16 protein-coding genes, 1 pseudogene and 1 other annotated feature are annotated in these 20,766 nt (G+C 42.0%); of the genes and pseudogenes, 13 read left to right on the top strand and 4 right to left on the bottom strand.

Annotated elements, in window-relative coordinates; genetic code table 11:
- Nucleotides 1–7: 7 nt before the first annotated feature.
- Nucleotides 8–919 (bottom strand): sensor histidine kinase, encoded by a 912-nt coding sequence (locus GVJ38_RS02560; RefSeq protein WP_159721602.1) that lies wholly within the window; start codon nucleotides 917–919, stop codon nucleotides 8–10.
- Between the two features lie 172 nt (nucleotides 920–1,091).
- Nucleotides 1,092–1,333 (top strand) — a binding site (T-box leader).
- Nucleotides 1,334–1,384: 51 nt separating this feature from the next.
- Between GVJ38_RS02560 and GVJ38_RS02555 the strand changes: the two genes are divergently transcribed.
- The 3 genes from GVJ38_RS02555 to GVJ38_RS02545 all read left to right on the top strand — a co-directional run bounded on the left by GVJ38_RS02555 (nucleotide 1,385) and on the right by GVJ38_RS02545 (nucleotide 3,248).
- Nucleotides 1,385–2,215 carry a MetQ/NlpA family ABC transporter substrate-binding protein gene (locus tag GVJ38_RS02555; protein WP_159721601.1) on the top strand — a complete coding sequence of 277 codons (831 nt, stop codon included), beginning with the start codon at nucleotides 1,385–1,387 and terminating at the stop codon, nucleotides 2,213–2,215.
- Entirely contained in the window at nucleotides 2,216–2,737 is a 522-nt protein-coding gene (gene msrA, locus GVJ38_RS02550; protein WP_159721600.1) for a peptide-methionine (S)-S-oxide reductase MsrA, read from the top strand. It abuts the gene before it with no gap.
- A 94-nt stretch (nucleotides 2,738–2,831) separates the two neighbouring features.
- On the top strand, nucleotides 2,832–3,248 hold the full coding sequence (locus tag GVJ38_RS02545; RefSeq protein WP_159721599.1) for a hypothetical protein: 417 nt from the start codon (nucleotides 2,832–2,834) through the stop codon (nucleotides 3,246–3,248).
- Here GVJ38_RS02545 and GVJ38_RS02540 read toward each other — a convergent pair.
- Nucleotides 3,245–3,427, bottom strand: coding sequence for a hypothetical protein (locus GVJ38_RS02540; protein ID WP_159721598.1), 183 nt, complete (start codon nucleotides 3,425–3,427; stop codon nucleotides 3,245–3,247). The genes GVJ38_RS02545 and GVJ38_RS02540 overlap by 4 nt on opposite strands.
- A gap of 337 nt (nucleotides 3,428–3,764) precedes the next feature.
- Nucleotides 3,765–4,858, bottom strand: a pseudogene (locus tag GVJ38_RS02535) (NAD(P)/FAD-dependent oxidoreductase).
- Between the two features lie 139 nt (nucleotides 4,859–4,997).
- On the opposite strand from GVJ38_RS02535, the gene GVJ38_RS02530 reads away from it, so the two are divergent.
- Both GVJ38_RS02530 and GVJ38_RS02525 read left to right on the top strand, forming a co-directional pair.
- Nucleotides 4,998–5,318, top strand: coding sequence for a PadR family transcriptional regulator (locus GVJ38_RS02530; protein ID WP_159721597.1), 321 nt, complete (start codon nucleotides 4,998–5,000; stop codon nucleotides 5,316–5,318).
- Between the two features lie 10 nt (nucleotides 5,319–5,328).
- Nucleotides 5,329–6,297, top strand: a complete 969-nt coding sequence (locus GVJ38_RS02525; RefSeq protein ID WP_159721596.1) for a permease prefix domain 1-containing protein — start codon at nucleotides 5,329–5,331, stop codon at nucleotides 6,295–6,297.
- 126 nt (nucleotides 6,298–6,423) lie between these two features.
- On the opposite strand, the gene abc-f is transcribed toward GVJ38_RS02525, so the two are convergent.
- A complete protein-coding gene (abc-f, locus tag GVJ38_RS02520; RefSeq protein WP_159721595.1) occupies nucleotides 6,424–7,920 on the bottom strand; it encodes a ribosomal protection-like ABC-F family protein in 1,497 nt (498 codons plus the stop codon).
- Nucleotides 7,921–8,593: 673 nt separating this feature from the next.
- On the opposite strand from abc-f, the gene GVJ38_RS02515 reads away from it, so the two are divergent.
- The 8 genes from GVJ38_RS02515 (at nucleotide 8,594) to GVJ38_RS02480 (ending at nucleotide 20,589) form a co-directional block, all read left to right on the top strand.
- The gene (locus tag GVJ38_RS02515; RefSeq protein WP_159721594.1) at nucleotides 8,594–9,352 is read left to right on the top strand and encodes a hypothetical protein; all 759 of its coding nucleotides are present in this window, start codon (nucleotides 8,594–8,596) and stop codon (nucleotides 9,350–9,352) included.
- 149 nt (nucleotides 9,353–9,501) lie between these two features.
- A complete protein-coding gene (locus GVJ38_RS02510) occupies nucleotides 9,502–11,265 on the top strand; it encodes a glycoside hydrolase family 13 protein (protein ID WP_159721593.1) in 1,764 nt (587 codons plus the stop codon).
- A 170-nt stretch (nucleotides 11,266–11,435) separates the two neighbouring features.
- Nucleotides 11,436–14,063, top strand: coding sequence for a pyruvate, phosphate dikinase (ppdK, locus tag GVJ38_RS02505; protein WP_159721592.1), 2,628 nt, complete (start codon nucleotides 11,436–11,438; stop codon nucleotides 14,061–14,063).
- A gap of 109 nt (nucleotides 14,064–14,172) precedes the next feature.
- A complete protein-coding gene (locus GVJ38_RS02500) occupies nucleotides 14,173–14,541 on the top strand; it encodes a hypothetical protein (RefSeq protein WP_159721591.1) in 369 nt (122 codons plus the stop codon).
- Between the two features lie 192 nt (nucleotides 14,542–14,733).
- Entirely contained in the window at nucleotides 14,734–15,498 is a 765-nt protein-coding gene (locus tag GVJ38_RS02495) for an ABC transporter ATP-binding protein (protein ID WP_159721590.1), read from the top strand.
- Entirely contained in the window at nucleotides 15,491–17,080 is a 1,590-nt protein-coding gene (locus GVJ38_RS02490; RefSeq protein ID WP_159721589.1) for an ABC transporter, read from the top strand. Before GVJ38_RS02495 ends, GVJ38_RS02490 begins: the two co-directional genes overlap by 8 nt.
- Before the next feature lie 640 nt (nucleotides 17,081–17,720).
- Nucleotides 17,721–19,205 (top strand): glutamate/gamma-aminobutyrate family transporter YjeM, encoded by a 1,485-nt coding sequence (yjeM, locus tag GVJ38_RS02485; RefSeq protein ID WP_159721588.1) that lies wholly within the window; start codon nucleotides 17,721–17,723, stop codon nucleotides 19,203–19,205.
- 223 nt (nucleotides 19,206–19,428) lie between these two features.
- Nucleotides 19,429–20,589 carry a trans-sulfuration enzyme family protein gene (locus GVJ38_RS02480; RefSeq protein ID WP_159721587.1) on the top strand — a complete coding sequence of 387 codons (1,161 nt, stop codon included), beginning with the start codon at nucleotides 19,429–19,431 and terminating at the stop codon, nucleotides 20,587–20,589.
- Nucleotides 20,590–20,766: the final 177 nt, after the last annotated feature.

Genomic DNA, 20,766 nt, shown 5'->3' with positions numbered 1-20,766 from the left:
AAAATTTTTATAACCGCCAGCTGATCTGTAACGTAAAGACAGGTTGGTCATAGCTGAGAGTTAAGATCCCACCAGTCAAGTGGACTAATTCTTGGATGAAATAAAGTCCTAAGCCAGCTGCTGGATCAGTCGTCGGCTGCGCTGTGTAAAAGGGTGCAGTCAACTGTTTGGTTGTGACTGGCAAACTTTGATTTTGGATCGTCAAATAAATAAAATGAGCATCTTTAGTCAAGTTGATTCGGACTTCGTTTTGTCCGTGGGCTAAAACATTGTCTAAACTTTCTTGAATGATCCGCTCCACGAAGACTGGATCGCTTTGAAGTTTAAGGTTACTCGTCAACTGCAACGCCAGCCGAAAATTTTGAGCTTGCAAGTCTTCGTAATAAGGCTGGAGCAGACGTTTAAGCAACTGTGTAAGGTCGATCATTTGAGGATGGATCGTTACTTGTTGCATTGCTAACTGCTGGTAAAGTTTCAAATCAGCTAACTGTTGAGTCGCTTGATCTAGCTGGTATTTGATCTGGGCTGCAAAATGATCTTGTTCGACCTGCGCAAGTTCTGTTTGTGCTGCAGTCAATTGGGCTTGGGCAGCGTTTAATAAGTTTTCACTAGCCGTCGTTAAGGCGAGTTGGGTTGCTTGTGCTTGCTGTTGCGCTTTTTGTAATTTGGCAGTTTGTTGTTGCTGTTCAAGTGCAGCATGTTCTTTTTGTTTTGCTAGTGTCGCGGCTTGTTCAGTCAGTGTTTGGTTGAGGGCAACTGCCAAGTCCTGCAAGTCGGCTTCAGTGGTTTTAACAGGGACTGTTTCTTTTTTCAATTGGGCGACCAGCAGTGGCAAAGCGCGTTTTAATTTGAGGTAACGGTAAAGCAAGCCAACTAAACAAATGAGAGTTAGCAATAAAAGTAAGCTGATGAGGATCATGATACCTCACCTGTGTGATGGATTAGCAAAAAAGGCAACTCCTTTCAAATTTTACGCTCTATTTTAACATAGCCGAGCCTGCTTTCGAAACGAATGAAAAATTTTTTTGAACTAGTGGGTTGACAAAAAACGCTCGTTCGTTTAGATTATGAGCAACAGCTAAATAAAAACTAAAAACACGATGATAAAGAAAGTAAGATCGGTGGAATTTCAATTAGAGAGCCTCGGGAGCTGAAAAGAGGTGTTAGGAAGCGGATGTGAAAATGGCTTTTGAGTGGGTGACTTGAAGTAATTTAGAGTCACACGGATGTCTCCGTTAAAACGACGCCGTTATCGCGCAAGCCGTAGCGGAGCAGAGGTAAAAGGCAACTTTTACAAAATAAGGTGGTACCATGTCAAGCAGACATCCTTAGAAGGATTTTCTTCTAAGGATGTTTTTTTGTTTTTAGGAAAGGAAGGGGAAAGATGAAAAAAACAATCGTAATATTAGCGCTATTAGGAACGTTAGGGTTCGCAGGGGCTAGCGCGCAAGCCGCAGAAACTTTGAAGGTTGGTGCTTCGCCGACACCTCACGCTGAAATTTTAGAACATATTAAACCGATTTTAAAAAAAGAAGGAGTGAACTTAGAAATCACGAAATTCGATGATTACGTTTTACCAAATAAAGCGTTGCAAAGTGGTGATATCGAAGCTAATTATTTTTCAACGGTGCCTTATTTTAATTTACAGAAAAAAGAAAACCAGTATGATTTTGCCAATGTCGGTGCGATCCATTTAGAACCACTGGGGATTTATTCTCATCAGATAAAAAAAGTCAACGCGATCCCCGAGCGAGCTAAAGTCATTGTTTCAAATGTTCCATCTGAGTGGGGACGGGTCTTAAGGATTTTTGAGCAAAACGGGTTGATCAAGTTGAAAAAAGGAGTGGCGATCGATCAAGCGACTTTTGCTGATATCACAGCTAATCCGAAACACTTAGTCTTTAAACATTCGGTCGATCCTTCGCTTCTAGCCTCGGCTTATGCCAATAAAGAAGGGGATCTGGTGGCGATCAATTCAAATTTTGCTTACGAAAAAGGGTTGAATCCGATGAAAGATTCGTTAATGATCGAAAGCAAAGATTCACCTTATGTCAATATCGTCGCAACCAAAACGAAAGCTAAAAATAAAGCGAGTGTCAAAAAATTAGTCAACGCACTGCATCGGAAAGACGTCCAAACTTGGATCACAAAAAAATGGGGTGGATCAGTCATTCCAGTCAGCCAATCATCAACTAAATCAGAGGAGCGTGAGTAGATGGAAAGAGCAATTTTTGCCGGGGGCTGTTTTTGGTGTATGGTCAAACCCTTTGATTCTTTGCCAGGGATTTATTCAGTTTTATCCGGTTATACAGGTGGCACGGTAGCAAATCCAACGTATGAACAAGTCAAAAGTCACACGACAGGACACACTGAAGCCGTGGAGATCATTTTTGATCCCGAGTTATTTTCGTATGAAAACCTATTAGAAATTTATTGGCAGCAGACTGATCCCACTGATGCGTTTGGTCAGTTTGAAGATCGAGGCAGTAATTATCGCCCAGTGATTTTTTATTTAAATGAACAACAAAAGCACGCAGCTGAAGCAAGTCGGGAGAAGTTAGCTGCAAGTGGGCAATTCAAAGAACCTATCGTCACAAAAATCGAGCCGGCAACGACTTTTTATCCGGCTGAGTTAGAACATCAAGCGTATTACAAACATCATCCAACAAATTATGCGCGGACATCCGCTCGCCGCAAAAAATTTTTAGCTGAAAATTGGCAGTCTGCAGTCCATTGATTCTTTTTTGGTGGTGATTCCATCCTTTAAATCAGGTGGCTTGCTGCCTCTTTTTTTTGACAAAATGGTAGTTAACCGCTATGGTGCAACTAATATGAGTAGAAAGAATGTGAGCAAAATGGAATTAGGTAGCTTAGCTGAATGGGTGACTGGTTTGGCCGAATTTATCGCAGTGATTGTCGCTCTTTTTTTACCTTTTTTTCGGGAACGGCGTGAAAAAAAGCAGACCACGTTACATTTGATCTCGATTGGATTGAAACTAGCCCACCGGATCTTGAAAGAAAAAGCTCGAGCTCCAGAGCAAGATTTAACTGAATTAGCCGATTTTGAATTTTTTACGCGCTATGTCTCCACTGTTACGATCATCAATAGTGAGCACCAAGTTTTTTTAGTTTTGACTCAGATTGCAGATTTGTTGGACCAAGTTCAGCAAGCCGAGTTGTCCGTGTCACAAGCAGAAGTTCAATTAAAAAACCTCACGCCTAAAAAATTGCGTGAGGTCAAAGCTTAAAATGCGATCAAAGTTCGGCCGCGAGCAGGGGCGTGTAATACATGTTTTTGTGCTTGGTTACGTGTGTTGATCAATCTTAAGCTAGCTAAAATCAGCCGCTGTAAAGTTTGATTATAAAGCAAGTTGCAAACTATCTTGCGCTTTTTTAATTCAAAACCAAAAAGCTGTTTGATTTCCATGCTAGTTCATCTCCTAACTAAATGTGGCGGGGTTATATGACTAAAATCACCAAAATTACGTCTGAAAGTGTTTTCTTCTTAACGGAAGTTGCTACTAGTTTACAAAGAGTGGGCTTCTTTGTAACAATTGACGTTTTTATAACGGAAAAATAAAAAAGGTCACGGTCACGCAACTGAAAGCTGTGTTATTGTTTTAACCAAGGAGGCGAGCCAAATGGAAAATTTATTTTTCGCGCCTTTAAATTGGCTATATAGTTTATTTACAGGTGAACATTTAAATTGGTAATGCACTAATTATGAAAAAGCGGCTGAAGATTTCTTCAGTCGCTTTTTTCAGTTAGGCACGCGCCTGGATGTATCTCGTTAATGGTTTTTGGTAGTTGGGATAGTCAAGTGTTTGCCGATAGTTGAGGCTTTGTGCTAACAAATAACCGATCAAAGGGCCGGTGGTCAAACCGGAAGAGCCTAGGCCGCTAGCGACAACTAAAGTGTCTGATAGACGACCAAAAAAAGGCGCGAAATCAGAGGTGTAGGCACGAGTGCCTACACGATAGTGAACCGGGGTGGCCAATAATTTTGCTGGAGTGGCTAAATAAGGGCGCGCACTTTCAGTTAGTTGAGTAAACGCAGCTGCAGTTTCAGCTAAATCCCAAGTCGCGTCATTTTCATGGGTCGCTCCCAATAAGATCTTTCCTTTTTCAAACGGAATCAAATCTGCTTCACCTGAAAGCATTGCGACCGGCCAATTTCCGCTTTCGATCAGCTCAGTCTCAAAAACTAACAGTTGGCCTTTTTGGGGTCGGATGTCAACGGTGTAGCCCACATCTTTTAAGAGATTTTTCAACTGTGGTCCCGGCGTCAAAATAATTTGATCAAATTCCAATTCCTGACCTGCAAAAACTAAAGCCGTTTCGCTTTTTAGTTGGATGCAGCCAGTTACAAAATTTATTTTTTCTTGTAGTTGTTTTTTTAGTTGAGCTAAATAACGTTTTCCGTCTAAGCGTCCGCCTCCAGAAATAAAGAGGGCTGGTCGTGGTGCTAAGAGGGGATTTTTTTAGCGACCGTCTCGGCGTCTAACAGTTGGATCGTGCCGATTTCAGGTGCTGTTAGCCGGCGTTTTTCTGCCAGGGACGCTAGTTCAGATAATGTTTCCGCAGGTTGTAAAAGTAACGTTCCACACTGTTGGTAGATGGTTTCGTCTAGCTGGAAATCCTGGATCAATTTAGGAAAGAACGCTGCCCCATCTTTAGCCAAGTGATACCAGCGTTGATTCCGCCGTTTTGAAAGCCATGGTGAAATGATCCCCGCACTAGCTTTCGTTGCTTGGCCTGCCCCATCGTCAAACAAGGTGAGTTCAAATTTTTTCGGGTCTAAATAACTCGCTAGCGTTAGGCCGATGATCCCGCCGCCAACGATTGCAATTTTTTCCATACGTTTCCTTCTTTCGTTTGGTATTTTCCCACAGAAATCGCTTTTGTGCAAAAAACTTTCTTGTATTTACTTTACCTGTCGTAGTAATTGAGCTATACTGACTACAACGACAGATGAAGTAATATTCGGAGGTGGAAAGATGATCTCAAGTGATGGGATAAGAGGCTACAACGACGTGATTATTCTGTCTGTTTTAGCTCAAGGCGATTCGTATGGGTATGCGATTTCAAAGCAGATTCGCGAAGTGACCGATGAGTTATATGTTATCAAAGAAACAACGCTTTATTCCGCCTTCAATCGTCTGAGTAAAAATGGTTTGATCACCGCTTATCCAGGTGAAGTCACCCATGGGAAAAAAAGGACGTATTATCATTTAACAGAACAAGGCGCTGAATTTTTAAAAATGAAAAAAGCGGAGTGGCAGCAAACTAAAAAAGTCGTGAATCGATTTATGAAATAGGGGGATCACAATGGAGACGATCAAAAATTACTTAGAGAGTTTGTTTTCTAGCTTACCAGATACACCAAAAGTCCAGCAGGCCAAGGCGGATTTATTACAAGCGATGGAAGATCATTACAACGAATTATTGGCGGAAGGAAAAAGTGAACACGAAGCGATCGGAGCAGTTATCAGCGAGTTTGGTTCGGTAGAGGAATTAAAAGAAGCGTTGGATTTAGAAAATGAGCCGGAGTCTGCAGCTGCTGACTGGGAGCAGCAAATCACTGAAGCGGAGATGTTGCGCTATTTGGCGGAACGAAAAAAAGCGGCATTGTGGTTAGGACTAGGAATTGCTTTTACGATTTTGTCGGTGGCATTGTTGATCAGTTTTGCTAGCTTAGGTTCAGGTGAGATTGGGGTATTGGCCTTTATTTTATTTGTGGCTTTGGGGGTGGGTTTGATTATTACCGCTGGCGTTCAGTTTAGTCGTTTAGGCAAACAATTGAATGATCGCCGAGTTCCTACAGCAGTCAGCCGAATTGCTGCGGAGTTGAAAGAAAATTACCATCGCAGTTTTATGTTCAGCCTAGTTGGCGGAATCTGTCTATGTGTGTTGAGTTTATTTCCGATGATCTTAGTGACGTCAATGGGGTTTAGTAGTGGCGTTGGGGCTGCTTTTATGTTTCTAGTTATAGCAGCCGGCGTTTTTTTGATCGTGTATGGTGGGATCGTGCAAAGTTCTTTCACTAAGTTTTCAGCGGGCGCTTATTTTGTCGCCGATGAAGATGAAATGGGTCCGAATGCCCGCACTGAAAAATATGGTTCAGCTGCCGCGCCAGCTTACATCTTGCAAAAAGTTTATTGGCCGGCAGTCCTTGTGATCTATTTTCTGTGGTCATTTATCAGCCAATCGTTTACTACTAGCTGGGTGATCTTTGTGATCGCCGGTGTGCTGTATGGCGTGGTAGAAAGTTTTGTGATCGGAGTTAAAAAAAGATAAGTCCGAATGTAGCCGCTAAAATTAGCACGAGTTAGCTACAATCATAGTAAAGGAGTGAGACACAACTTGTCTCACTCCTTTTTGGCTATTCTATCATTTATTAGGTGTAGTTGTAATGAGCACTTACTAATCCAGTGATTGCAAGGCGACTTTTTTCGTAGCGACTTGTGTTAAAAAAGTCTCATCGTGTTCGACTAGCAGCATGGCTGGTTTAATAGCAAGTAGTAGCTCTGCTAATTGTTCTTGGTTGAAAACATCTAAATAGTTCAGCGGCTCATCCCAAATAAATAATTCGGCAGGTTGTGCCAATGATTTAGCTAACTCGACTTTTTTTCGTTGTCCAAGACTCATTTTTTCGATCGGTGTCGCAAAGACTGTCCGCCCCATGCCTAGTTTGCGTAAGTTGTTCAAAAAAAGTGAGTAATCTAGTTGTTGAACTGTAGCAAATTCTACTAAAGTTCCACGATTGGCTTCGTAATTTTGCCGAACGTAACTGATGTTGAGCTTTTGGGGACGCACCATAGCTCCCGTGCTAGTCCCAGAAAAGATACCGAGCAAGTAGTGGATCACACTTGATTTTCCACTGCCGTTCGGACCGGTGAGGGCTACGATCTCGTGTTGTGCCAGTTCAAAATTTAACGGTGCAAATAAAGGCGCATCAAATTCTAGCTGAAGTTGTTCTGCTTTTAGTAGCTGCTGATGGTGCGTTGGCGTGTAAAGCATTTGGAGTGCGTCGATCTCTTCTAGATTTTTTAGTAGTTTTTCTTTTTGTGTAATCTGCTGTTCCATCCGATTCGCTAATGTTTTAGATCGTTTCATCGTCCGAGCTGCCCGCGCTCCAATAAAACCAGTGTCGATATTACCACGACTTTTTTTCTTTGTTGGATCGCCGTATTTATCACTTTCTCGTGTTTGCGACCAGCGAGATTTTTCAGCTGCTGTTTGTTTTAAGCGGCCGACTTCTTTTTGCAATTTGGTGTTTTGGGCGAGCTCAAACGTATCTTGTCTTGCTTTTTGGGTCTCGTAAGTGGAAAAATTTCCTTGGTATAACACGAGCTGACTTTTTTCGATCGCTAAAATGTGGTCACAAATTTGATCGAGAAAAGTGCGGTCATGACTGACGACGATAAAGCCGTTTTTTTGTTGTAAATAAGTGGCGACGTGGTGGCGTGCTTGTAAATCTAAATGATTCGTCGGTTCATCGATCAAAGCAAAACGCGCAGTTTGCGTAAAGAGCAATGCCAATAAAATTTTGGTTTGCTCGCCGCCAGAAAGGGTATCAAAGGGTTGCCATAAGACAGCTGGGTCCAGTTGGATCAAATTGAGTTCTCGCTCTAACTCCCACTGTTCAAAATTTTCCAATTCACTTAAAGCATAAAACGTCAATTGAGTGGGATCACTGATCTTAGCTGGAAAGTACACGTATTCCAAAGGATGAGTAATGCTTCCTTGGTACGCCATTTTTCCTTGAAGTAATCGAAGCAACGTGGTTTTTCCACGCCCGTTGCGACCAACGAGTCCTAACTTCCAGTGACTATCTAAAGTTAATGTTGCATCATCGAATAAATTTTCGGCTTGTTCATCATAACCGAACGTTAAATGTTTGATTTCAATTGTTGCCATTTGTAAGCTCCTCAGATTAAAAAGTCATTCCTACTTTTCAGGTAACGGCTTTTGAGGCAGACAAAAAGAGGGCCTGCTGATCAAAAAACTAAGCCGATCCTGAAAATCTGTCCACTGCTCCCTTAAAATGGGTTACAGTTTGCAGCTTCCAACATTCGCTTAATTTTTCAATCGCATGATCCCTCTTTTCAATGATTTTATCCAGTCTATCATTTGACAGCTGGTGTGTCAAAAATTAAAGGGGCGCAAAACGCTTCCCCTAACATTTTACGCCCTGGAGTGATCCTCGCTAACGAGGAGAAGATCTCGATCTTCTAAGTTTATAATAGCATAAATTGGCGCGAAATTTGTATTTAGTGCTTTGAAAAACGGACGTTGCAGCTGGCGGTTTAACGAAGTAGTTTCTTTAAGTTTTGTTCTCAAACGAGATTGACTGGGTTGAATGGGTTTTGCTTGATCAGACAGCTTATTTGAATTTTATTTTAATTTACTCAAAAAAGTTTTAGATTAACTAAAACTTAAACTCATGTAGTCCGGCTGGGGTGCGCTTTGCAAAATCGGCAAAGAATTTTACGACCTTTGACGAGTGCTGGGTTATCATTTTACGTGGCAAAGTTATTTCGTTACACTATGAGAGATTATTCATTATCAAATGATGATACGATGCAAGGAGATGAAGAAAGTGACAAAACGCTATTTTGTCAAACATAATCGTTCGTGGCAGACGTGGGAATTTTTGCAATTACATAAGTATGAACCAGCTTTTCAACCGGCTTATTTAGCCGCCAAAGCAAAACGCCGCAAACAGCAACTGATTACGTTTTCTGCAGGTGTTCTACTTTGTGCCGGAGTCGGTGGGTATGCGATGACCAAGACACGACCAAGTGCTAAAGCTTCTACACCTGCGACCGTTAAAGTCCAGTCATCAGCAAAGCAGTCGACTAAAAAGACGAGTACAACGAGTTCCAGTGTCGCGCCTGATCAAGCTGTGAGTGCTTTACCTATCGACCAAGCCGCTCCAGCCACCTCTGCTGAACCAACCTATTATGATGGGCAAGCCGGGCAAACAGGTGAAGGAGCTGCGCCGGTAAAACCAAATGCAGTAGCCCCAGCACCTGTTCAAGCCGCCAGTGAAGAACCGGTTGAAGCAGCGCCTGAACCAGCTTCAACTGACGAAGAAACGATTGAAAGTGACACGACACCTTCCACCACTGAAGCACCAGCAACTAATAAATGGAAATATCATGCCCGTGCCGTGCAAGAAATCGAAGTGGAAGCAGCAGCACCTGCTTCTGAAGTTACGACCGATACGTCAACGGCACCGGTTCAACCAGCAGCTCCCGCTGAAACGGCGAGCACTACACCCGCACAAACAACGCTGGCAGCTGACACTGAAACATCGGTTGCCCCCACTGAAATCGCTACGCCTTAATAAAACGATTTCGGCTAGTAGCTGTTGATACTACCAACAACTTGGTAAACGTGAGTCCGCTGCTCAGCTTGCTGAGTGGCGGACTTACATTTTAGTTTTTCAGTGATCTTTGTTATCATAAAATGACAATGTTTTTAAGGAGTGAAGGAATGAATAAAAGTGCGATCTATCATCGTCCGGAAAGTGAATTTGCGTTTTTATATACGGATGACCGGATGCGGATCCGCGTAAAGACTGCGCGAAATGATATCCAAACGGTGAGATTAGTATATGGCGATCATTATGAATTTGCTAGTAAAAAATGGTACCAAAAAAGTGTGCCGATGACAAAAGGTCTAGCGACTGAGACCTCAGACTACTGGGAATTAGAAGTGATGGTTCCTTTTAAGCGGATCTCATACGGCTTTATTTTGACAGCCACAGATGGTGAGCAGCTTTTTTACGGGGATCAAGGGTTATTTCCAGCAGCAAAAGGGTTCATCGACCAAGACAATCTTTATTTCCGGTTGCCGTATTTTCATGGGATCGATCGGTTCAAGACGCCCGATTGGGTTCGGCAAACAGTTTGGTATCAGATTTTTCCGGAACGCTTCAAAAATGGTGACCCGACGAATGATCCAGCGGGGACATTGCCCTGGGGAAGCAAGCGACCTGGTCGAGCAGATTTTTTTGGTGGAGATCTTAAAGGGATTATTGAAGAGTTGGATTATTTAAAAGAGTTAGGGGTCAACGGGATCTATTTGTGTCCGATCTTTACTTCGCCTTCGAATCATAAATATGATACGGTGGATTATTTAGAAGTTGATCCGCATTTTGGCGACAAGACATTGTTCCAAAAACTAGTCCAAGAAGCGCATAAACGAGATATGAAAGTGATGCTTGATGCGGTCTTCAATCATTTAGGTGCCAGTTCTAAACAGTGGCAAGATGTTTTGACTCACGGGGCAGATTCGCGCTACGCGGATTGGTTCCACATCCATTCGTTTCCCGTCAAATACGAGCCGCTGCCAGATTCAGCGGAGCTAGCAGAAAATATTACGTATGATACGTTTAGTTTCGTTCCGAATATGCCTAAGTTGAATACCGCTAATCCCGAAGTACAAGATTATTTGTTGGGGATCGCATTGTATTGGATCAAAGAGTTTGATATCGATGGCTGGCGGTTAGATGTTGCCAATGAAGTGGACCATCATTTTTGGAAAAAATTTCATGAAGTCGTGCTGACGGAAAAAAGTGATCTTTATATTTTAGGGGAGATCTGGCATTCAGCCCAAAGTTGGTTAGCTGGCGATGAATTTCATGCGGTGATGAATTATGCGTTCACTGATAATATGAAAGCTTTTTTTGCGAAACAAAAAATCGCTGCTTCGCAAATGATCGCCGGGATGAATCGTCAACAGATGTTGTATCGTGATCAAGCTAATGAAGTTGCCTTTAACTTATTAGATTCCCACGACACTCCGCGAATTTTGACCGTGTGCGGAGGGGATAAAGAGCTGATGAAAAGTTTGTTCGCTTTTCTATTTTTGCAAAAGGGTACGCCTTGTTTATATTATGGCACTGAGATCGGACTGGAAGGTGAGATGGACCCAGATAATCGGCGCTGCATGATTTGGGATGAAACTCAACAAGATCGTGCGCTGTTCACCTTTATGCAATTGTTGATCAAGCTTCGAAAAAAATATGTCGATGTGTTGAGCTTCGGGAAATTACACTGGGTGAGTGTCGACGATCCGAAAAAACAACTTATTTTTGAACGCTGTCATCAAGGAAAACGCCTGCGTTGTATTTTTAACGCGGGATCGGAGCTAATGACCGCAGAAAAAAGAGGCCAAGAAGTGCTCAGTCAATTAAAAGAAGAAGACGAAAAAATTTATTTACATCCGAATGGGTTTTATATTGAAGAATGCTAAGCTTGCACATCTGTGTGAGCTTTTTTAGTTTATCAAACGCTTATTAAATCGATTAATTATTTTAATGAGTGGGATTAAACCTTTTATATGTGTGTTATTGACAAACAATAATCATCGTATTAAACTGTAAACAGATTAATTAAACAAATAAAAAGGTGAAGGAGATTTTTATGAAGCGCTGGGTATATTTATTTTCAGAAGGTTCAAAAGAACAACGAGGATTATTAGGCGGCAAGGGAGCCAATTTAGCTGAGATGACTAAATTAGGTTTGCCGGTTCCAACTGGTTTTACCGTTACGACGGAAGCTTGCCTTGATTATTTAGCGCACCACAACCAATTAAACGCTGAAATGAAACAGCAAGTGGCTCAAGCAGTGGCGACATTAGCTGAAAAAACGGGCAAGACATTTGGTGATCACAAAAATCCTTTACTCGTCTCCGTTCGAAGCGGTTCGAAATTTTCGATGCCAGGAATGATGGACACTGTGTTGAATCTAGGACTGAATGATGAAACGGTGGAAGTCTTAGCGAAAAATAGTCAAAATCCACGCTTTGCTTACGACTGTTATCGGCGCTTGTTGCAAATGTTTGGGGATGTGGTCTTAGGAATCGACAATTCAAAATTTGAAGCACGGATCACGGCTTTAAAAAAAGCAGCAGGATTGAAATATGATAATGAATTAACAGCGGATCATTGGAAACGAATTGTAAGCGAATACAAAGAGCTGTATGTCAAAACGATCCACCGTGAATTTCCGCAAGATCCAATCGATCAATTGTATTTAGCGATCGAAGCTGTTTTTGGTAGTTGGAACAACCAACGGGCGAAGACCTATCGCCGCATCCATAATATCAGTGATGATTTAGGGACTGCCGTCAATATCCAAGAGATGGTCTTCGGTAATTTTGGCGAGACTTCTGGGACTGGGGTAGTTTTCACTCGCAACCCATCGACTGGTGAAGCGGGGTTGTTTGGTGAATATTTGATCAATGCCCAAGGTGAAGATGTCGTTGCAGGTGTTCGGACACCAAAACCGATCAAAGTGTTAGCCGAAGATTTGCCTGACCAATACGCACAATTAAAAGCGATTTGCGAAAAATTAGAAAGACACTACCGCGATATGCAAGACATCGAGTTTACGATCGAACGAGGAAAATTATTTATTTTACAAACACGTAATGGGAAACGTACCGCCAAAGCAACTCTTAAGATCTTGCTTGATCTTTACAGTGAACAGATCATTGATGAAGAAGAATTAGTCAATCGAATCGAAGCCAAAGACTTGGAAGCTTCCTTACACCCAAGCTTTGATGAAAAAATCTTAGCTAAGCGCGTTCCGTTTTTGACTGGACTTGCGGCAAGCCCAGGAGCAGCCGTGGGAGCCGCATACTTCAGTGCCGAAGCGGCTACGGAAGCCAAAGCACGGGGTGAACATGTGATTTTAGTTCGTGAGGAGACCTCACCTGAAGATATCGAAGGGATCGCAGTCAGTGAAGCGGTCGTCACTAGTCGTGGCGGAATGACTTCTCACGCTGCTGTAGTTGCACGCGGTATGGGGATTTGTTCAGTCGTCGGCTGCGAGGCCTTGACCGTTGTCAATGAAGAAAAAATCGGGACGGTCGGTAAAGAAAAAATCGAAGAAGGTACCATCTTATCAGTTGACGGTAGTACGGGGAAAATTTATTTTGGTGAGATCCCGCTTGAAGAAGTCACTAGTACGGTAGCTTTAGATGAGTTACATGCTATTTGGGATCGCCATAGCCAAATCAAAGTCCGAGCCAATGCCGAGACACCAAAAGATATCGCGATGGGGATGACTTTAGGTGCCACAGGAATCGGATTGGCGCGAACTGAGCATATGTTTTTTGAAAAAACCCGCTTACTGCAGTTCCGTCAACTGATTTTAGCGGATACATTAGCAGAGCGCTTACAAGTCTTAAAAGAATTGAAAAAAGTGCAAAAGCAAGATTTTAAATTCATGTACCAAGCAGCAGCGGGTAAAGCGACGACTGTTCGTTTGTTGGACCCACCGCTCCATGAATTTTTACCAAAAAATGACAGCGAGTGCCGGGAAGTAGCAAAAGAATTAGGTAAAACATTTAATGAAGTGAAACGTAAGACGGATAATTTAGCTGAAACTAATCCCATGTTAGGTTTCCGCGGATTGCGGTTAGGCGTCGCTTATCCTGAGATCTATCAAATGCAAGCTGAAGCGATCGTTGAAGCGGCCGTAGAAGTGGCACAAGCTGAAAATTATGTGATCACACCGGAAATCATGATCCCGTTCACCATTGATGCCAACGAATTTGCGCGCGTTAGAGGAGCTGTGGAAGAAGCCGTCCAAACGTATTTAACGAAAAATGAATTGATTCTCAACTATCAGATTGGGACGATGATCGAGATCCCTCGTGCTTGTTTTGTCGCTGGTGAAATCGCTCAGCATGCAGATTTCTTTAGCTTTGGGACGAACGATTTGACGCAAATGGTCTTAGGGTTGTCACGAGATGACTCGCCACGGATCGTTAATCAATATTTAGATGCTGGTATTTTTGCAGATGATCCGTTTCAAGTGATCGATGAAGCGGGTGTTGGAGCAATGATGAAAATCGCGATCAAAAATGGACGCAAAGTCAACCCAGCGTTAAAAATTGGTGTCTGTGGTGAAGCCGCGGCCCATCCGAAATCCATCGCCTTTTTAAGTCAATTGGATATCAACTATATCTCTTGTTCACCATTTAGAATCCCTCAAGCTCAAATGACTTTGGCTAAAGCAGCGCTCGCAACGTCAGCGAAGTAAAAAGCAACAAATGAAAAGACAGAGATCGGCGCTTTAGCTGGTTTCTGTCTTTTTTACTTGCAAATGAATGGGAATGTGGTAAACCTGAATCAAAACTGCGGAGAATCCAATGCATTTCAATTATCAAGAAAAAACAGCTGCCGAAGCGTATATTCGTTCATTAGGCATCGTACCGAATCATAATTTTTTAGTCGTTCAGCGCGGGCTTGCCCCTAGTTTGCATGCGCTTTTAAAAACAGACTTGTTGTACAGTACCATTTTTTCAAAACCCTATTTGCTGATTTTTACCTCTACTGCGATCGTGTTGAAAAAAACCGGGACAGATCAGCCGGCACGCTACTTCAACCATCAGGAAATTACTCGTTTTAGAGCGGGTGAGCTCAGGTTAACGCCTGTTGATTGTATTTGGTTTAAAGCGTCGAAAAATTATTGCTTCTATATTAAATCCTGCTGCTGTCACTCCCGCCGATTTTTCTAGTTTGAATTATGAGTTGTTGCAAGCTAAAGACTTCTACTTAACTAAAACGCATTTTTGTTAAAGCTTTGGCTTTGTCAGGTTGTTTTTTATTTTGGGAATAAAATTTTTACTAAGCAGCGCACTAGAATTAGATTGTCATTTCATTTGTTTTTGCGTATAGTAAAAAAAACGAATCAGGAAGAAGGCGCACTTATGATTGAATTAACGAGTGTCACTAAAAAGTATGGGGAGAAAGTCGCGTTAGATGAACTGAGTTTGACCATTCAAGCCGGAGAGATCTTTGGTTTTTTAGGGCATAATGGAGCGGGGAAATCGACGACTATCAAAAGTTTAGTCAGTATCATCGAGCCGACAGCGGGAAAAATTACGATCGACGGCTTAGAATTGAAAGAACATCGGCTAGCGATTAAACAAAAAATCGCTTACGTGCCAGATTCTCCAGATCTATTTTTACAATTGACTGCCAATGAATATTGGGATCTGATCACCGCAGCTTACAGTTTGGATCAAGCTCAAGCAGCACCGCGATTAAAAGAACTGGTAGAACTGTTTGAGCTGCAATCTCATGTCGATGAAACGTTAGATAGTTTTTCTCACGGGATGCGGCAAAAAACGATCTTGATCGGTGCCTTACTGCCAGATCCTGATATTTGGATCTTAGATGAACCTTTACAAGGCTTAGATCCGCAAGCTTCTTATGATTTAAAAGAATTGATGAAAGAACATGCTAAAAAAGGAAAGACCGTGATCTTTTCGACCCATGTGTTAGATACTGCGCAGCAATTGTGTGATGAATTAGCGATTTTAAAACAAGGGCAGTTGATCTATAACGGCTCGGTCAAAGACTTATTAGCGGCACATCCCGATCAATCGTTAGAAAATATTTATTTGCAAATGGCTGGTCGTGCTTCAAATCAAGCGTTGCAAGCTGTGGAAGAGGGGACGCAAGATGAATAAAACTCAGCTTAAAACATTGACCACGCTGAATTTATTGTATGTCAACCCGTCTTACACATTGCAAAGTCGTAAAAAAGGTAAGCGCGGGAAAAAATTGATTCAAGCGATCGTGAGTCAATATGTGCTTTCCGGGATCATTTTTTTAGTGGTCTATGGTATGACGATGGTCTTTATGGATTTTTCCAAATTGCCTGGTTATTTCACTTATTATATGGGACTGTTCGGAGTCATCGGCTTTTCTCAATCGATGTCAGCGATCTTCAATGTTTTTTTCGAAAGTCGTGACTTGAAAGACTATTTACCTTTACCTTTTAGACAAGGAGAAGTCTTTTTTGCTAAATTCATCGTAGTCGGCATGACGATCATTCCATTTTTATTACCGCTATTGATCTTGTTTTTCTTAACCGCATGGCGCAGTGGGATTGTCTTACCGTTAGCTGTCTTAAGTGCGCTCGTTTTATTTTTAGCTTTTTTCTTAGTCTTGTTTGGTGCCTGCAGTATTTTGATTTTCAAGTTGACTCAAACGAAATCGTTTTTACGCCATAAGAAATTGTTCACGACGTTGATGCTAGTGATCTCGACGATCGTCATGTTTGTCGGGATCATGTTGATGAGTCATAATCAAGCGGTCGTCGGTGAAAAAATCGTGGATCGACCAGTCTTGCATTTGTTTTGGCCTTTTTATCAATTAGCTCACGCGCCATTATCACTTGCGGGACTTGCTTGTTTAGCTGGCCTTTTAGTTCTTTTAGGCGGATTGTTTTTGATTTTGAAAGCTGTGATCGTTCCAAAACTTTATGTCCAATTTGGTGACGAGGCCAATCAAGTTCCCCAGAAAAAACGACGGGTAAAAGGGGAGCAAAGTTTCAAACGCCAGCTATTTAATTACAATTTCCAGTTGATCAAAAATCCTAATCTGATCATGCAAGTTGCAACATCATCTTTACTTTTACCGATCGTCTTTTTGGCTACGATGTTTTCGACCGGGGGCTTTCATTTGAACCAGTTAGGGTCCGAATACTTTGGCGTCTTCTTTTTAGGCGGACTCGTTTTTGCGGATCTACTTTTGAATCCAGCATCGCTTGTCAGTAATTTGATCTCATTGGATCGTGAAAACTTTGCCTTTATCAAGTCGCTGCCACTATCGCTGCGGACGTATTTGAAAAATAAATTTTGGTTTGGTTGCGGTATTCAAATGTTTTTAGCTGGTGGGCTCGCTCTAATAGCTAGTCTTGCCTTTCGGTTACCGCTTCTTTTGACGGGAATGTATTTAATCGGGACATTGTGGGGAACGTATTTATTTTCACTGTATTTTTTCGCTCGAGACTATCGGTTGTTAGATTTGACGTGGACGAATGTCAGTCAGCTATTTACTCGTGGTGGCGGAAATTTTGGTTTGATGTTATGGATGTTTGTTTCGCTAGTGATCGGTGGGGCGCTCATCGTTTTATATGCCGTCGGAGTTTATTTTAAAGTCAACGCTTGGCTATTAAATGGTGGTGTATTGCTGTGGTTATTTATCATGGCAGGCGCGTGGTTGTATATCAATCACATCAGTTTTTGGAAACGTTTGGAAAAATAAACACGAAAACAAAATAGAATTTTCAGAAAAATTATAATCAGAAGATAAATCCATGGTATTAAGCTGTGGTTTTATCTTTTTTTTGTTAAAAAAAGAGCGTGACTTTTATTATTTTTTAAAGTGCTAGGCGATCAAGTTTTGTCAGTTGAACAACTGGTTTCGGTGAACCGAATGATCAAAATCAGTTTTTTTTAATCAGTTGTAGTTCTTAAACTGATTTGAAAATATAATTGGAAGGACAATCAAGTTTTCAAATCTTGATTTGATGACATCGTTTGGGAAGTAAAACTTTGCTATATCAATATTTTTCGTAGCTAATGTTTTAAAATACAAAAATAAAATGACGACTAAAAGTCAAAAAAGCCAGACTAATTTTTTGGTTTATGTTATTTTAAAAATGAAGAAGAGGAGTGCTAGTTTGAGTCTTGACTAGTTTGTCTTGTGGAGCGCGAAGTTGCGATCAAATCAAAAGCGTTTTTTGACCGACTTGCTTAAACTAATTTTTCAGTGTAAAGTTTTAAACGGGAGTTTCTCATTTTGTTTTTTTTGAAGCTAACTGATTGACCAGCTTGAAATTATTTATTCGTTACTTTGAAAAACAAGTGGATGCACCCATAAAAAATGAATAGGAGTGGTTTTAATGTCCAAAGCAGAAAAGGGCATGACGCTTGGCGCTTTAGTCATGATGATCTTTACCTCCGTATTTGGGTTTGCCAATGGACCGGTAGCCTTTTACTTGATGGGGTATGGCTCAATCGTCTTTTATGTCGTAGCTGCGATTCTTTTCTTCATTCCGTTTGCATTGATGATGGCCGAATTCGGTTCAACCATCAAAGGCGAAAACAGTGGGATGTACAAATGGCTTGAGGTCAGTGTAGGACCACGGTTTGCGTTTATCGGAACCTTTATGTGGTTTGCCTCGTATGTTATTTGGATGGTGTCGACGTCTTCAAAGGTTTGGATTCCGTTCACAACGGCTTTTGCCGGGAGTGACCAAACGCAAAAACTAGGCCTGTTTGGGTTGAACTCAACTCAAATGGTCGGCTTACTGGCTTGTTTCTGGATGATCTTAGTAACGTTTGTCTCCATTAAAGGGGTCAAAGGAATCGTCAAGATCACGAGCGTCGGTGGTTTGGCAGTGATGAGTTTAAATGCGGTGCTGATCGTGATCTCAGGGATCATCTTAGCAACGAATGGTGGTCACCTGGCACAACCGTTCAACCACATCTTACACTCACCAAATCCAAGTTATCAAAGTCCAATCGGGTTACTCGGGTTTGCGGTCTTTGCGATCTTTGCTTACGGCGGTTTAGAAGCTGTTGGTGGGATGGTCGATAAAACAGAAAATCCGGAAAAAACTTTCCCGAAAGGTGTCATCTTGTCAGCGTTAGTCATCGTCATCGGCTATGCATTAGGGATCTTCTTATGGGGCGTTTCAACAAACTGGGATGCTATTCTTTCTGGCAAAACAACGAACCTTGGGAATATCAGTTACGTTATGATGAATAACTTAGGGTTTGAATTTGGTAAGGGCATCGGCTTGAGTCAAGCAGCAGCAATCAGCATGGGTAATTGGTTTGCTCGTTATACTGGGCTAGGCATGTTCTTAGCTTATAGTGGTGCGTTCTTCACCTTGACTTACTCACCATTGAAAACATTGATCATGGGAACACCGAAAAAATTATGGCCAGCTAAATTCACGAAACTAAATGAAAATGGCATGCCAAGTTTTGCGATGTGGGTCCAATGTGCGATCGTAGTAGCGATTATTTTGATCGCATCATTTGCAACACCAGATCCATCAGCGTTTTATAACATCTTGACCTTGATGGCCAATGTTTCCATGACGTTACCTTACTTGTTCTTGATTTATGCTTTCCCTAAATTCAAGAAAAAAACTGGTTTGGATCGGCCGTTTGAAGTTTACAAATCACATAGTATGACGATCACGATTAGTGTGGTAGTCTTCTTATTGGTCTTAGCCGCTAACGTCTTCACGATCATTCAACCGATCATCGAAGGCGCAGGCATGCGCGATACATTGTGGATGATCGCCGGACCGGTCGGCTTTACAATCGTTGGATTGTTCTTGTATCAATCTTACTTGAGCCGGACTAAAAATTAAACTTTGGAGTCAGCTGTTGATGCAGCTGGCTTTTTTGTTTAGCTGGAACGTTCAATTAAAATGAAGCGCGCTCCGATTAAAGAAAAATCAGAAATCAACGGGAAGACTGTAAAAAAGTAGCGAAGATCGGGCCATTTGTTAAAACGCTTTCAAATATATGTTAAGATTGAAGAGCAAGGTTAGTGTGCTAGCCGAAATTTCTGATCAAAGGAGCGATTAGTTAATGAAAGACAATACTAAATTAATTCATGGTTATCCTGTGTTCGATGAGACGACGGGAGCCTCTTCGATTCCGCTTTATCAATGTTCAACCTTTAGCCAAGCGTCAATTAAAGACAGTCAGCCTTACACGTATTCTCGGTTTGGCAATCCGACTCGGCACGCGTTAGAAGCTGGGATCGCAGCGATTGAAGGCGGACAGTTCGCAACGGCTTTTGCATCGGGGATGAGTGCGATTTCTGCTGTTTTATTGAGCTTTAGCCAAGGCGACCATCTCGTGTTGTGTAAGAGTATTTATGGCGGGACCTTCCAGCTAGTCAATGAAGTGCTAAATCGTTTTGGAATCGAGGTGACGTTTGTCGATGAGACTGATTTGGCTGCTTGGGAAGAAGCGATTCAACCAAATACGAAAGCTTTGTATTTAGAAACACCGTCAAATCCGTTGTTACAAGTCACCGATATTAATGACGTTGTCGCTATCGCACGCCGACACGACTTACTGACGATCATTGACAATACGTTTATGACACCGCAGTTTCAAAAACCACTGGAACTCGGAGTTGATCTTGTGATCCACAGTGCGACGAAGTTTATCAATGGTCATAGCGATGTAGTCGCAGGCTTGGTGATCACCAATGATGAAGTATTAGCACAACAAGTTGCTTTACAGCAAAAAGTTTTAGGCGGGATCTTGGGGGTTGAAGATTGCTGGCTGATCATGCGTGGAATGAAGACACTCGGTTTACGTATGGAACAAAGTGCAAAAAGTGCGCAGCAAATCAGTGAGTTATTAGCGGCTCATCCAGCTGTTAAAACAGTCCACTACCCTGGCTTGAAAAGTCATCCTGGTTATCAGATCCAACAAAGACAGGCAACTTCTGGCGGAGCAGTTTTATCATTTGAGCTAGCCGATCAAGCAGCAGTCTTTACGTTTGCCGAAGCGTTGAAAATCCCGATTGCAGCGGTGAGCTTAGGTGGGGTGGAATCGATCTTATCATATCCTGTCACCATGAGCCATGCTTGCGTGCCAAAAGCAGAACGTGAAAAACAAGGCGTGACAGAAGGCTTGCTGCGCTTATCAGTTGGGATCGAAGACACAGAAGATCTGATCGCTGATTTAAAACAAGCACTAGCAAAAGTTTCCGTAAAACAAACAGTCCATTAAATGTAGTTTTCAAAAACCGGCTGGGATCTGAAGCCCCTAAAAAAAGTTAGACTTTTGTGGGGACTTCAATCTTCAGTCGGTTTTTTGACTGGGTGCAATGGAAATAAAAAGTACTACTCAATTGAAAATGATTCTCACCGTACCACAAAAAAATTTGAAATACAACTCTTGAAATCC

Source organism: Enterococcus sp. CSURQ0835, assembly GCF_902706605.1.
In the GTDB taxonomy this organism is placed as follows: domain Bacteria; phylum Bacillota; class Bacilli; order Lactobacillales; family Enterococcaceae; genus Enterococcus_A.
This window is presented reverse-complemented; position numbering and strand designations above follow the sequence as displayed.